Below are 14,922 nucleotides of genomic sequence, written 5' to 3' on the forward strand. Positions count from 1 at the left end.
TCGTATTCGGCGTGATGTTGATAAAAACACCTGGATTTACGAATCACAAATTTTATCACGCCCATTGTCGCACCGTGATATGATGGTTTCTCTCAATGCAGGTAACAGCTGATTTAATCGGTGGAGCCTAAAATAAATTCGCTATTTAATGAAAAGTGAGCCGCTATGCGTTATTCCATTCATGATTTTGTACAATTAATCGCTCGGCTACGGGATCCGGTGAACGGTTGTCCGTGGGATATTAAACAAAATTACACCTCAATGATTGCTTGCCTCAAAGAAGAAACTTACGAAGTGATTGAAGCCATTGAGCAACATAATACAGAAAATCTAAAAGAAGAACTGGGTGACTTGTTATTGCAAGTGGTCTTTCTTAGTCAATTGGCAGCAGAAGATCATCACTTTACTTTTGATGAGGTTGTGCAAGCTGTGGCGGAAAAAATTGTACGACGCCATCCTCATGTTTTCGGTAACACACAAGCCAACAACGAAGAAGAAGCCTTACAAAATTGGAATGCGATGAAAGCTTTGGAACATCAACATCAAGGCCATACGTCCTTATTGGATAATATTCCGCACGCATTTCCTGCCTTGATGCGTGCAGAAAAATTACAAAAACGTTGTAGCAAAGTCGGGTTCGACTGGGCGGACGTTTCTCCTGTTTTTGCTAAAGTGGAAGAAGAGTTGCAGGAAGTCAAACAAGAAATCGCACGTTCTCCACAAGATCCGGCAAAAATTGAAGAAGAAATCGGTGATCTCTTTTTTGCCACGGTGAACCTCAGCCGACACTTGAAATGCTCGGCAGAAGAAAGTTTGCGTAAAGCCAATCAGAAATTTGAGCAGCGCTTCCGCCGTGTTGAGGCCAAGCTTGGTGCGCAAAATCGGACGTTGGCGGAAGCTTCATTAGAGGAAATGGATAGGTTGTGGGATGACGTGAAACGGGAAGAAAAACACCGTTAAAATCCACCGCACTTTACGATTAATTTGACGTTTATCTTAATTATATGAATATCCTGATTATCGGCCCGTCTTGGGTGGGCGACATGGTGATGTCGCACAGTTTGTATCAACAATTATGTCTTCAATACCCTCAATGCCACATTGATGTCATGGCGCCGAATTGGTGTAAACCTTTGCTGGCGCGTATGCCGGAAGTCCGCCAAGCAATCGAAATGCCGTTGGGACACGGTAAATTTGCGTTATGTGAACGTTATCGTTTAGGCAAAGCCTTACGCCAGCGTTATGATATGGCGATTGTTTTGCCCAATTCATTAAAGTCTGCGCTGATTCCGCTGTTTGCACAGATTAAGCATCGTCGCGGATGGAAAGGCGAATCCCGTTATTTTCTGCTCAATGATTTACGTCATCATAAACAACGTTACCCCATGATGGTGCAACGTTATGTTGCGCTTGCGTTTGAGCGCAATGCGGTTCCCTCTGCGAACGAAATGCCGATCTTAGCCCCGAAATTAACGGTAAATCCACAACAGCAAGCCGCCACCCTAAAACAATTTGAAAAACAAACCGCACTTTTAGGCACGCGCCCGTTGATTGGATTTTGTCCCGGCGCAGAATTTGGCCCGGCAAAACGTTGGCCGCATTATCACTATGCAAAACTGGCTGAAATGTTAATTGAACAGGGCTATGCCATTATGTTATTTGGTTCGGCAAAAGATGTGGACGTAGGCGAGCAGATTCGCAATACATTGCTGGAGGCGTTACAGCCGTTCTGTGTAAATTTAGCCGGACAGACCAGCTTGGATCAAGCAGTCGATCTGATTGCGCATTGCGCCGTGATTGTGAGTAATGACAGCGGATTAATGCATATTGCGGCGGCAACCTCACGCCCGCTGGTTGCCCTTTACGGTCCGACCAGTCCGACCTATACGCCACCGCTTTCCGACAAAGCCATTATTCTGCGGAAAATAGAAGGCGGCTTACTTAAAGTACGTAAAAGCACGGATAGCGCGGAAGGTTATCATCAAAGTTTGATTGATCTTTCTCCACAAGACGTGATGGAGGCGGTACGTTCTTTACAAGCATAATCCTTGTTTTGATTAATAACTGAGAACTATTTGCATTTTATTTTCGATCACCTAGAATGGCTTCGTTCATGCACAATTTAACATTGTGCAGAACCTATCATTTATCTGAAATTATAAAAGGAGTTTTTTATGAAGATTCGTCATTTCCAACTTGCCACCCTCGCTGCGGCAATTGCCTTCTCCGGCATTGCAGCAGCCGATATCACGGTTTATAACGGTCAACACAAAGAAGCCGCCAAAGCGGTTACTGAAGCATTTACCAAAGAAACCGGCATTAAAGTCACGTTAAACAGCGCCAAAAGTGAACAACTTGCCGGTCAATTAAAAGAAGAGGGCGACAAAACCCCGGCAGACGTATTCTATTCTGAACAAACCGCGCCATTTGCGATGTTATCTGAAGCCGGTTTGCTTGAGCCGCTTTCTGCTGATACTATCAAACAAACACAACATAAAGGCGTGCCGGTTGCACCGAAAAAAGACTGGATTGCCTTAAGTGGTCGTTCTCGCGTGGTGGTTTATGATAAGAATAAACTTTCTGAAAAAGACATGGAAAAATCCGTGTTAGATTACGCGACACCAAAATGGAAAGATAAAATCGGTTATGTGCCGACTTCCGGTGCGTTCTTAGAACAAGTCATTGCTATCACCAAATTAAAAGGTGAACAAGCGGCGTTAAACTGGCTAAAAGGCTTGAAAGAAAACGGCAAACTTTACGCGAAAAATAGCGTGGCGTTGCAAGCTGTTGAAAATGGTGAAGTGCCGGCAGCGTTAATTAACAACTATTATTGGTATGCGTTGGCAAAAGAAAAAGGCGAAGATAAATTAAACTCCCGTTTATACTTCATTCGCCACCAAGACCCGGGCGCATTAGTGACTTACTCTGGTGCAGCGGTGTTAAAAGGCTCCAAAAATAAAGAAGAAGCGAAAAAATTCGTCGAATTCTTAGCCAGCAAAAAAGGCCAAGAAGCGCTTGTGGCTGCTCGCGCAGAATACCCATTGCGCACTGATGTGGTTTCGCCGTTTAATATGGATCCTTACGCAAAATTAGAAGCACCTGAAGTGAGTGCGACAACGGCGAAAGATAAAGAAAACGCGAACAAATTAATTGAACAAGCCGGTTTGAAATAAGCTTGTTATCACGGCATCTCATGCGAAGAGATGCCGTGAGTTCACGCACAAAAGTGCGGTCATTTTACTCTCTGTTTTTGACAAGCCGGAGAATCTAACTGATACAGGGAATGTGATTCTCAACAGGTAACGCATATTACGCGTTTGTGCTGTTGGAATGAGAGCCCTTATTCTTCAATTAAACGACGCAATAAACTGCCGTCAAACAACGCACGTTTCACTAAGGCAAACGCCCCTATCACATCTTCATTGGTGAGCTCTGATGCGACTAATGGCGTGTTTTGAACAAACGCCGGTAAGGCATGGCTTTCCAACGTGCGACGAATAGCCGCAAATAAGACGTTTTTTGCCTGCGTAATTTCACCGGAAATCACGATTTTTTCCGGATTAAACATATTTACGCTCATTGCCAACACACGCCCGATTTGCGTACCGACGTGTTCGATGAGTTCTGTGGCTACCGCATCTTGCTTATTGCTGGCTTTGCAAATGGCTTCAATGTCATGGGCTTCCAAAGAAAGCCATTTACTTTGGTAACCGTCTTCCAATAACTCCGACATTTTATTTTCAATTGCCGAATTGCTGACCACTGTTTCCAAACAGCCCACATTGCCGCACATACAACGTTTTCCTAACGGATCCACCTGAATATGCCCGATTTCACCGACATTCTTTTTATAACCGGAAAAGAGTTCATGATTAATCACAATTCCCGCACCCACACCGCGATGAATACGCAATAGCAATGAATCGTAACAATCTTTGGTGACACCAAAATAGTGCTCCGCAAGGGCTAAACTACGCACATCATGCCCGATATAGGTCGGTAAATTGAAACGTTCGGCAACGTGATTAGCCAAGTCCCAAGGCGTAGTTAATTCAAAGTGCGGAACCTGTTCAATCATGTTACTTTTCGTATCCACAAAGCCGGGAACCGTGATACCAATCGCAATAAATTCACTGCCACGTTTTTGGTTTTCTTGAATAAATTCATCCAAGCGTTGAAATAAAAACTGTTCAAATGCTTGTGGTGTTGGGTAATTTTCAAGCGTAAAGACGGATTTATTCACTAATTTGGCGGATAAATCCATAATGGCTAAGGTTAAATGTTCCCGCCCGATACCCACTAAAATCGCACGAAAATGTTTATGTTCCGCGACAATCGAGGTTGCCCGACGCCCACCGGTCGATTCTTGTTGTTCTACTTCTTTAATTAAACCGCGAGCAAGTAAATGGCGGGTAATTTTAGTCACACTTGCCGGAGCAAGTTGGCTTATTTCAGAAATTTGAATACGGGAAATTGGGCCTTTCTGATCGATAAGCTTATACACCACTGCGCTATTCATTTGTTTCACTAAATCAACGTTCGCGATTTGAGGACTTTCTCGCATTTTTTTCTCCCGCAAAAGTAAGTTGAGTGATGTTAAACGGCATTTAAATACCTTTGGAACGACTATTCATCGTCCATTCCCAAGGCTTTGGAAAAGGTTTGCAGCCCCACTGCATTACCGTTTTTTACCATGGTTTGCATGGCTTTTGTTGGCGCATGAATTAATTTATTCATTAATTTATAACTTAATTCTTGTAGCACTTGTTCCGCCTCTTCGCCTTGTTGTAAGGAAGCGATCGCTTTTTCCAGTAAATCTTGGCGAGTCAACTCCGCCTCTTCCCGATAGCGACGAATCAAATTAGAAAACTGATGGACCTTCAACCATGCAAAGAAATCCGCGCATTCTGCCTGAATAATTTCCTTTGCCTGCGCAGAGGCTTGTTCCCGTTGGCTTAAATTATGCTGAATGATATTTTGTAAATCATCCACCGTATAATGATAAACACTGTCTAATTCTGCCGCACTTTCTTCAATGTCACGCGGCACGGCAATATCCACCAACAGCATCGGACGATAGCGGCGCATGATTTGCGCCTTTTCAACCATGTTGCGGCTTATCAAAATATGCGGACTGCCGGTAGAGCTAATCACAATATCGGCTTGATCTAAGCCCTGCTGTAACTGTTCTAACGGCAGGATTTGAATATTCGCCGTTGTATCCAATTTCTCCACGAGGGCTTCGGCGCGGGCTAAAGTGCGGTTAGAAATCACCATGTTTTTTACACCGTGACGCAATAAATGGCGGCAAACCAATTCAATAGTTTCCCCTGCGCCCACTAATAAAATGGTTAATTCACTCAACGATTCAAAAATTTGGCGCGCTAAACTGCAAGCAGCGTATGCCACAGATACTGCACTTTCACCGATATTGGTTTCTGTACGCACGCGTTTTGCCGTGGAAAATGTTTTTTGAAATAAACGGGATAATTCGCCGGAAATAGCTTGCTGTTCTTGTAGATAGTGCTGCTCGCTCATTTGGTAAGCTTGCTTCACTTGCCCCAAAATTTGTGGCTCGCCTAAAATCAATGAATCCAAGCCACACGCTACTTCCATTAAGTGATTGACGGCAGGCAGGTTTTCATAAGTGTAAAGGCAACGTTGAAGCTCGGCTAAGTCCAGTTGATGAATTTCAGCGAACCATTGTACAGCCTGGCGAATCCAATGTTGTGTGTCTTGTGGCGGGACGGTTTTATTGTGCAGATAAACTTCAGTTCGGTTACAAGTGGATAAAATCACCGCACTTTCGGCTAATTCAATTTGCCGAATATGACGCAAAGCAAAAGCACGTTTTGTCAGAAAAAGCGACTTTTTCCCGTAAGGCAACAGAGGCGGTTTTGTGATTAATACCAAGAACTAAAATCGTCATAAAAAATACATGAAAAATCACCGCACTTTATTATGTTGACACAACAAATACGGCAACATTTATCCCACTAAAATATAAAAAATAGACATAAAAACGGGCTATATTCTAGCTGAATTGCCCATGTTTGGGCAAATTAGCGCAAGAAAAAAGCCATTAATCTGCAATTTTATTGCGAAGTATCAAATTTCTAAAACGTATCTTTGGCTTGGCGTAATTGGGTAAATTGCGCCAAGTTGGTTGCCGTTAAAAACGGATTAATGTGTTTTTCCAAGCCTATCGTGGTGGGTAGGCTTGGTTTATTTTCAGCACGTAATTGCGCCACCAAAACACGATGATTTTCCACCGCACTTTTGTTTGCCCAAACGTTTTGCACAAACGCTAAGTTGCTTAACGTATATTCATGTCCCGGGCAAACAATGGTGTCATCAGGCAACGCCGCGAAACGCTGCATGGTGGCGAACATTTGCGCGTAATCACCGGTAAATACACGCCCGCAACCGGCGGAAAATAGGGCATCACCGCAAAATAAATGCCCATCCACCCAATAACTCACATGCTGCGCTGTATGCCCGCCACTGGGTAGCACTTGAATTTGGTAATGTTCGGTGATAAGGTCGCCTTCATTAATCACCTGCGTCAGCCCACAAGCAGCGCACTCTTCCGGACCATAAATCGGTACTTGCGGGAAACGTTGTTTAAACGCCGCAACACCGTTCGTGTGATCCGCATGGTTGTGCGTGAGCAACAATGCTTCAACAGAAAAATGTTGTTCTTCCAACAAGTGAAACAGCTTGTCGGTTTCGGGCAAATCAACAATGAGCAACGGTAAATTTTCCCGTGCATAAAGCCAAATATAATTATCGTTTAACGCAGGAATCGGAATTAACATAGAACCTCGGAGTTACCATGATGTGGCGTGCTAAATATGAAAAGTCACTGGCGATGCCCACCGGTTGGCAACAACTGCCAAATGGACGCACTTATTGTAACGCATTAAATGCGTATTTTGCCCCTTGGTTTACAAAAATTTGTGGTTATCAGATTCTGAAAATTGGCGGACTTAGCGCAGAAATTCAATGTGATTTGCCCTTGCGCCACCAAATTAGTCTCAGCGAAAAAATAACGGAAAATTTGACCGCACTTTTAGACGATCATCATTCCGTTGTACAAGCCAAGCTCACCGAACTTCCTTTTATTCAACAGCAGTTGGATGCTTGTGTGCTGGCGAATACGTTAAATTTTGTCCAAGATCCCCACCAAGTATTGCGCGAAACTCACCGTGTTCTCACCGATGACGGCTACTTGTTCCTCAGTGTGTTTAATCCGCTTAATGGCCTCTTTTTTAAATTAAAAACAGGTGACTTCCCTGCGCGTCATTATTGCATTTGGCGGATCATTGATTGGTTGGAATTACTCAACTTTGATATTTTGGAACAGCGGAATTTGGCGCTCTCCCATCAAACCGCCGGTTGGTTTGCCCCGTTGACGGTTATCGTGGCGCAAAAACGCACCTACCCGCTGACACTTAATCCACAAAAAGTGCGGTCAAAAATCCCAGCGTTTTTACAACCGGCAGAAGCGTTGAAACAAGCCGAAGATCTTTAGTCTTTGAAGAAAAAAATAACGGTCAGAAATACATTCACATTCATTTCTGACCGTTTAAATTATGCCTTAGGAAAATTTCCTTCTTGGCGAAAAGATTTAAAAAATTGACCGCACTTTGCGGAAAATCATTAAGCTTGTGGATTCATGATCTCATCGAAGGTTGCCGCTTTTTCAGTGACTTGCGCTTTCGCTAACACCGCCTCAACAGCTTGTTCTTCTAATACGACGTTACGAATGTTATTCATTAATTCGTTGTTTTTGCTGTAGTATTCAACCACGTCTGCCGGTTGTTCGTAAGCCGATGCAATATCCTCAATCATGGCTTTCGCACGTTCTTCATCTGCTTTTAATTCGTTTGAAGCAATCACTTGGGAAAGTAACAATCCCACTAACACACGACGTTTAGCTTGTTCTTCAAACAATTCACGTGGTAATTGTGCTGCTTGTTGTGCATTACCGCCAAAGCGTTGTGCCGCTTGTTGACGCAATACCTCAATTTCTTGTTCAACCGCAGAACTTGGTACATCAATTTGATTTTGTTCTACTAAACCGTCAATGACTTGGGTTTTCACGCGAGTCACTAATGCATTTTTCAATTCACGTTGCATGTTTTTACGAATTTCATTGCGTAAATCTGCAACAGATTTTGTGTTCGGACCAAATTTTGCAACGAACTCATCGGTTAATTCCGGTAATACCATCACTTCAACTTTTTTCAACGTGATGTCAAATTTCGCTGCTTTACCTTTTAAGTTCTCAGCGTGATATTCTTCCGGGAAAGTCACATCAATCGTGAATTTGTCACCGGCTTTGTGGCCAACGATGCCCTCTTCAAAGCCTGGGATCATACGACCTTGACCCATAAATAAAACGAAATCGGATGCTTTGCCGCCTTCAAACGCTTCGCCGTCAACAGAACCCACGAAGTCAATAGTTACGCGATCTTCTGCTTTTGCTGCTTCTTGGCTTTCAGTCCAAGTTGCTTGTTGTTTACGCAACACTTCAACCATCTTGTCAACATCTGCTTCAGAGATTTCAACAACCGGTTTTTCTACTTTGATATTTTCTAAACCTTTTAATTCAACTTCAGGATACACTTCAAAAGTGGCGCTGAATTTTAAGTCTTTGCCTTCTTCAAATTGTTCAACAGTGAAACTTGGACGACCTGCTAGGTTAATTTTGTTTTCAATAACCGCTTGGAAGAAATGGTTTTGTAATAAATCGCCTAAAATATCTTGACGAACAGAAGCGCCGAAACGTTTTTCAATAATGTGTGGCGGGACTTTACCTTTACGGAAGCCGTCAATACGCGCATTTTTAGCAACGCGTTTTAATTCTTCGCGGATAGCCTGAACAACAGTTTCAGCCGGAACGGTGATGGTTACACGACGCTCTAAACCTTGAGTCGTTTCAATATTTAATGACATTATGATGTTACCTCAAATTGATGCACTCGGCGAATGCTCACACCGAACACGTTATTAATAGAAAATAAGACAATGAATTATAACGGGACAAAGCCTTTCAGTCGAGGAAATGCACGATAAAAGCGCATAATCGATTAAAAAACACTCGATTTATCTATACAAAATTAACCACGCGGATGATAGCGTTCGTGTAACCGTTTTAAGCGTTCTTTCGCCACGTGCGTATAAATCTGTGTCGTCGATAAATCGCTATGCCCCAACAACATTTGCACCACGCGCAAATCGGCGCCGTGATTCACCAAATGCGTGGCAAAGGCATGGCGCAAAACGTGAGGTGACAACATATTAGTATCAATTTCCGCCAACACCGCATAATGTTTGATCCGGTGCCAAAACGTTTGACGTGTCATTTGCGTGCCGCGACGGCTTGGAAATAACACATCGGAACTTTGTCCATCCAATAAAATAGGTCGGGCAAACAGCATAAATTGCTTCACCCAATGGGTGGCCTCCTCTCCCATCGGCACAATACGTTCTTTATTGCCTTTGCCGATGACCCGCACCACGCCTTGATTCAAACTAATGCTATCGGTATGCAGTGAAACCAATTCCGTCACCCGCAATCCGGTGGCATACAATAGCTCCAACATCGCCTTATCGCGTAGTTCAATCGGCTGATCTAAACTTTGCACATTGAGCAAATCCGTGACTTGCTGTTCGGTTAAATACTTCGGCAAACGGCTGGGTAATTTAGGCGAACTTAACACCGCACTTGGATCGTCGGTGCGGTATTTTTCTTGATACAAATATTGGAAAAGCTTTCGAATGGCACTCAATAATCGCGCCGTGCTGGTGGCTTTATAGCCCTGTTCTACCCGCTCACCAAGAAAGGTCTGAAGATCGACCGAATCTAAACCAAGCAGTGACAGTTTGCGCTCACCAAGCCAATCACAAAGTGCAGTGAGATCCAAGCGATAAGATTGCACGGTATTGGGCGACAAGCCTTTGCCTATCCATAATTCATTCAAAAATAAATCGAGCAAAGTAAGATCATTCATGTTTAGCCCCGATGCAGTAAAAAGGCTTCCACTTTACGTGGTGTCACCACGAACGCCAATGCCGCAATGATGGCCATTAAGACAAAGGTCATTGAGGGGGAATACGGATAAATCACACCGCTCAATGCCGTCAAAATCGCCACCATGGCGCTGTTTGAAATACCGTTATACAACGCTTGTAATTTAGAAATGTGCGACTGCGGTTGCGTGGTGATGTAACGCACCATGCCGTAATGCGCCACCGCGTATGTTAAGCTGTGAAGTAATTGCAAAAGCCCGATGAGCCAAATCTCACTTGTGGCGGCAAGCCCCATCCAACGTACAATACACGCCAAGGTCGCCAAATGAAAAAGGGTGCTGACCTTCCAGTTTTGCAGTAAACGGCGGGAAAAGAAAAACAGCAAAATTTCGGCAATCACACCTAGGCCCCATAGCAAGCTGGTCTGCGAAACGGAAATCCCAAGACTTGTCCAATACAAAACGCTATAAACATAATAGGCGGCATGTGAGCCCTGAATTAAAGACGAAGCCAACAAAACCCGCAAGGTTGTGTTGTTTTTTAATAAATCCCAATAACCTACATTCGCGGTAGCCTGTTCCGAGAGTTCATCTTGCGGGGGAATCGTGGGTGTGACGCACTGCATCACCGAATATGCCAATAAAAGTGCGGTCAAAATCCAAACGATATTTTGCTCACCGAAAAAGCCAATCACATTGCCAAATAAGGTTACGCCCACCACAAAGGCAAGGGATCCAATGAGCCGAGCTTTACCGTAATCCAACTGAATTTGCCGCTGCCAAGTGCTTGCCAAAGAATCCGTAATCGGCATACCTGCCGCATTGACCATGGCAAATAAGCCGATAGCAGAAAACAGCAACCAAAAATTCTCCGCAACAACACTTAAACCGGCCATAATCAATGCGCTGGCAAGCGCCAACACACGCAAAGAATTGATCAACTGTGAAGCGCGTTTAATTAAACCGGAAAAAAATAAACCGCCGACAAAGCGAAAGACATAAGCGCTTGCCAACACCATGCCGATCAGCTCTTCCCCATACTGTTGTGATTTCAACCAAACCGGGAAAAACGGCACGAATACACCATAGGCGCAGTAGTAGCCAAAAAAGCTCAACGCGAGCCAAGTAAAAGGACGAACAAGCATTAAAATAACGTTTCCATTTCTTTTGAACGTGCCACGCAAGCTTGCATGGCTTGTTGCACGATGTCATTAAATTGATATTGATTCAACACATTCAGCGCTGCCGCCGTTGTGCCGCCTTTAGAGGTCACATTTTGGCGCAATGTCGATAAATCTAGCTGCGGATTTTCCACCACCATTTTAGCCGAACCTAACATTGCCTGTTGCACCAATTCTCGCGCGTTTTCAGCGGATAACCCCATTTCAATTAAGCCTTGTTGCATGGCTTCTAAAAATTGGAAGAAATACGCCGGGCTACTGCCAGACGCGGCTGTGACGGCATGCATCTGTTCTTCTGAGGCTACCCAAAGGGTTTTGCCTACGGCGGACAACAAATCCTGCGCAAAAGTGCGGTCGTTTTCTGAAGTGTTTTTAGCGGCAAATAGCCCCGCCATGCCCTCGCCCACTAAGGCCGGCGTATTTGGCATCACACGCACAACAGCGTGAGTGGTCGGCAAAAGCGCAATTAATCTTGCCACGGAAATGCCTGCCGCAATCGAAATCAGTAATTTATCGGAAAAATTCACCGCACTTAAAGGGGAACATACTTCGGCTAATACTTGCGGTTTGACGGCTAACAAAACGACCTCTGCTTGTGTGACGGCGGCGACATTATCCGTTGAGGTGCGTACGCCTTTTGGCGCAAATAAATCACGCTTTTCTTCATTCGGATCGCACACAATAATTTTATCGGCAGGATAAGCTTGTTTTAATAAGCCGAACACGATGGCTTGCGCCATATTGCCGCCACCGATAAAGGCGATAAGTTTATGTTGCATAGCTATTTCTCGTTACTTCGTGTTGACATAAGGATTGGTTTGTTTTTCCTCTCCAATCGTGGTGTAAGGGCCATGACCGGCGACAATAATCATATCATCGCCTAAAGGATACAATTTTTCACGAATGGACGTAATGATGTCCTCATAACTTCCTCCCGGAAAATCCGTCCGCCCAATGCCACTTTTAAAGAGTACATCGCCGGTAAATGCGATGCGTTTTTGGTGCTCAATAAAACCAATATGACCGGGCGTGTGGCCGGGTAAATGTAACACTTCAAAAGCAAAATCGCCTATTGTCAACACTTCACCTTCCTGATCCAACCAACGATCCGGTTCAAAAGCGGCGACATCAAATAAAAGACCGAATTTTTCCGACTGTTGCGACAAACTTTTAAACCAATATTCATCTTTGGAATTGGAACCTAAAATTGGCACGTTGAAATGTTGTTTGACTTTTTCTGCCGCGCCAACATGATCCAAATGACCGTGTGTCAGCAAAATTGCCTGTAAATTTAATTCCAATGCTTCAATGCGCTTAATCAGTTTATCGGCTTCGCCACCCGGATCGATAATGGCGGCATTTTTATTTTCATCCCAAATTAACGAGCAGTTTTGCTGAAATGCCGTGACCGGAATAATTTCAATATTCATTGTCTCTCCTGTGATTTGAACAAAAAAACCGCAACAAAGTGCGGTTTAAAATTGCGTTGTTTTGACTAGCTACCATTCCATGTACGAACCGGACCGGTATCCATGTGAATAAAATTACTGCGCGGATAATACCCAACGCCTCCGTTTTGGAGCGATTGCACAGAATCACGTAGTGTTGCCAGTGGCACGCCATCAATACGAAAATCAATCGCCTGACCACGGATATGATAGCTGTTACTTGCGACACCATGACTTTTGCGATGCATTGCCGCATTACTGGCGGCAGAGCGATAGCCACAAATAATTTGAATTTCCGTATTACGTAATCCTAATTGTTGTTGAACACGGTAGAATTTTGTAAACAACTGCGGATCCATTTTATGCACTTGATTGGTTCGTTTATCACGCAAGAAGTGATCGAGTAGTCGCAATGTATTGGCGCTAAAACCACGGCCAAGTGCAAATTCGGCACCTAATTTTTCGCCGGTATTGATGTTACGGAAATTCAATATCCGTGGTTTAGGTGTCGAAACGGCAGCCAAAACGGTATTTGGTAATAGCGTTGCACCTAGCACAATGCCACCTAAAGATAACCATTTACGGCGACCGTGGTTGATATGATTCATTTTTTCTTCCTACCTTTGTTCAACATTTTACCATTTGACTATGATCGTCTGTGTTAGTTCGACAAAAGATTACTGAACATAGTGTTTTAACACGTTCCAGTCAATATAACTTAAATTTGCCGCTTTGTCATAACCGTAAATATCTGGCAACGTATGCACTTGGTCTTTATCAACCCAAGCGGTGACGTAATATAAAAACACCGGATTGTCAGATTTGATGCTGGCAGATGTTGTTTTTCGGCTTTTCAGCACATTTTGTTTTCGTTCATCGCTCCAACCGGCTTCTTTCAACAAAATAGTCGCCAACTGATCGGACTTCTCAACACGCACACAGCCGGAACTTAAATCCCGTTTTTTATTGGCAAATAAATTACGTTTTGGCGTGTCATGCAAATAAATGGCATCAGAACTTGGCATATTAAATTTGTAGTTCCCCAACGCACTGTTGTCGCTTGGTGCTTGACGTAAATGATATGGGAATTTATTCGCTGTCATATTTTCCCAATCAATTGTGTAAGGATCGATGGTATTGCCTTTGCTATCAATAATCGTATAACCATTACGATAAATGTAGCTCGGATCTTTTCGTACTTTTGGAATAATATCCTCGTTAATTAAACGCGTTGGCGCATTCCATGGTGGGTTGACAACCACATTGCTTAAACGGCTAAACATGACCGGCGTTTTACGCTCGGGTTTCCCCACAATCACGCGAGAGGTTAATACCGCTTCGCCGTTACGATAATACGTGAGCTGATAACTTGGAATATTAACAAAGATCCCATTTTCAAATGCCGGCAGAATTCGTAAACGTTGCGCATTGATTGCGAAACGGTGTAATTCGGTTGTTTTATTTTTTTCTACCCCTTTTGCAATGAGCGCCTTCACACGATCCAATGTCTGTTGAAACAAAGGATTATCACTGGAGAGGTTTTTAACAAATGCCAAATGATCGTTATTTTTGACCGCACTTAACCACGTAGAAATCTGATTTTCATCGGGTTTACCGGCTTTATAACTATTTTCTGAATACAACCATTTTTGCGCTGAACGTTGTACATTGTTGGCATAATATAAATAGTCTAAAAACGCATCGGTTAACAAAATATCTTCAATTAATGCACCATTGCCCGCAACACGATGTGCTGCATTGAGTGCCTCGGCGGAACGTTTGGAAATTCCTGCGGCAACCATCAGCGCATAATCATGGAGAAATTGTTGCTTCGCCTGAACATCCGTCCAAAGTGGGGCGAAATTATTTTCGGCATAAATTTTTGCAACGAGCGATTTAAATTGCAACGGAGTCTCGCCAATATGTTCAGCTAACGCCTGTTCTGCTTGCTGTTGTTTTTCCTCTGCCAAGCGCGCCTCTTCCGCACGCGTTTCAAGCGCAAGCTGTTGCGTAGCTAAACCGGCATCATTTTTATCAAGCGCCATCAGCGAGTTTTGTGCAAATTGTAAGCCGACCATTGCCGGCGTGTCGGCCTGAAGCAAGCCACTGTACGACAACATCCCAAGAAAAAAGAGGCTTGGCTTAACGCATTTCCGATTCATTCTTAACGATTCCTAAAATAAATAACAATAATCACCACACATTGTGGTACAAAAAAACGCCTTATTCTAACAAAACATCGCGTGCGAAGGAATG

13 protein-coding genes and 1 pseudogene are annotated in these 14,922 nt (G+C 43.7%); 4 read left to right on the forward strand and 10 right to left on the reverse strand.

Features of this window, described 5'->3' with window-relative positions; translation table 11 throughout:
• Nucleotides 1-165: 165 nt before the first annotated feature.
• The 3 genes from mazG (at nt 166) to AC30SF_RS01455 (ending at nt 3,173) form a co-directional block, all read left to right on the forward strand.
• Nucleotides 166-960 (forward strand): nucleoside triphosphate pyrophosphohydrolase, encoded by a 795-nt coding sequence (gene mazG / locus AC30SF_RS01445; protein ID WP_489607329.1) that lies wholly within the window; start codon nt 166-168, stop codon nt 958-960.
• A 44-nt stretch (nt 961-1,004) separates the two neighbouring features.
• Complete coding sequence (gene waaF, locus AC30SF_RS01450; protein ID WP_489607330.1) at nt 1,005-2,045, forward strand: lipopolysaccharide heptosyltransferase II; 1,041 nt, start codon at nt 1,005-1,007, stop codon at nt 2,043-2,045.
• Between the two features lie 129 nt (nt 2,046-2,174).
• On the forward strand, nt 2,175-3,173 hold the full coding sequence (locus tag AC30SF_RS01455; RefSeq protein WP_314116516.1) for an extracellular solute-binding protein: 999 nt from the start codon (nt 2,175-2,177) through the stop codon (nt 3,171-3,173).
• Nucleotides 3,174-3,340: 167 nt separating this feature from the next.
• Here the strand turns inward: AC30SF_RS01455 and AC30SF_RS01460 are convergent, their stop codons facing one another.
• The 3 genes and pseudogenes from AC30SF_RS01460 to gloB form a co-directional block, all read right to left on the reverse strand.
• Nucleotides 3,341-4,564, reverse strand: coding sequence for an ROK family protein (locus tag AC30SF_RS01460; protein WP_489607331.1), 1,224 nt, complete (start codon nt 4,562-4,564; stop codon nt 3,341-3,343).
• Between the two features lie 62 nt (nt 4,565-4,626).
• Nucleotides 4,627-5,929 (reverse strand): annotated as a pseudogene (hemA, locus tag AC30SF_RS01465) (glutamyl-tRNA reductase).
• A 187-nt stretch (nt 5,930-6,116) separates the two neighbouring features.
• Nucleotides 6,117-6,818, reverse strand: coding sequence for a hydroxyacylglutathione hydrolase (gene gloB / locus AC30SF_RS01470; protein ID WP_489607332.1), 702 nt, complete (start codon nt 6,816-6,818; stop codon nt 6,117-6,119).
• A gap of 20 nt (nt 6,819-6,838) precedes the next feature.
• Here gloB and AC30SF_RS01475 point away from each other — a divergent pair, with 20 nt between their 5' ends.
• Nucleotides 6,839-7,534, forward strand: a complete 696-nt coding sequence (locus tag AC30SF_RS01475) for a class I SAM-dependent methyltransferase (RefSeq protein ID WP_489608297.1) — start codon at nt 6,839-6,841, stop codon at nt 7,532-7,534.
• Nucleotides 7,535-7,662: 128 nt separating this feature from the next.
• Here the strand turns inward: AC30SF_RS01475 and tig are convergent, their stop codons facing one another.
• The 7 genes from tig to AC30SF_RS01510 form a co-directional block, all read right to left on the reverse strand.
• Nucleotides 7,663-8,961: a trigger factor gene (tig, locus tag AC30SF_RS01480; RefSeq protein WP_489607333.1), complete on the reverse strand. Its 1,299-nt coding sequence runs from the start codon at nt 8,959-8,961 to the stop codon at nt 7,663-7,665.
• Between the two features lie 164 nt (nt 8,962-9,125).
• A complete protein-coding gene (gene xerD / locus AC30SF_RS01485) occupies nt 9,126-10,019 on the reverse strand; it encodes a site-specific tyrosine recombinase XerD (RefSeq protein ID WP_489606227.1) in 894 nt (297 codons plus the stop codon).
• Nucleotides 10,020-10,021: 2 nt separating this feature from the next.
• Nucleotides 10,022-11,182: a 3-phenylpropionate MFS transporter gene (locus AC30SF_RS01490; protein WP_489607334.1), complete on the reverse strand. Its 1,161-nt coding sequence runs from the start codon at nt 11,180-11,182 to the stop codon at nt 10,022-10,024.
• Nucleotides 11,182-11,997, reverse strand: a complete 816-nt coding sequence (gene proC / locus AC30SF_RS01495) for a pyrroline-5-carboxylate reductase (protein WP_489607335.1) — start codon at nt 11,995-11,997, stop codon at nt 11,182-11,184. The genes AC30SF_RS01490 and proC overlap by 1 nt, the downstream gene beginning before the upstream one ends.
• A gap of 12 nt (nt 11,998-12,009) precedes the next feature.
• Nucleotides 12,010-12,648, reverse strand: a complete 639-nt coding sequence (locus AC30SF_RS01500) for an MBL fold metallo-hydrolase (protein WP_489607336.1) — start codon at nt 12,646-12,648, stop codon at nt 12,010-12,012.
• 65 nt (nt 12,649-12,713) lie between these two features.
• Complete coding sequence (mepK, locus tag AC30SF_RS01505; protein WP_021616677.1) at nt 12,714-13,274, reverse strand: peptidoglycan L,D-endopeptidase MepK; 561 nt, start codon at nt 13,272-13,274, stop codon at nt 12,714-12,716.
• Between the two features lie 69 nt (nt 13,275-13,343).
• Nucleotides 13,344-14,828, reverse strand: a complete 1,485-nt coding sequence (locus AC30SF_RS01510) for a L,D-transpeptidase family protein (RefSeq protein WP_489607337.1) — start codon at nt 14,826-14,828, stop codon at nt 13,344-13,346.
• Between the last annotated feature and the right edge of the window lie 94 nt (nt 14,829-14,922).

It is taken from the genome of Aggregatibacter valvarum, from assembly GCF_980468985.1.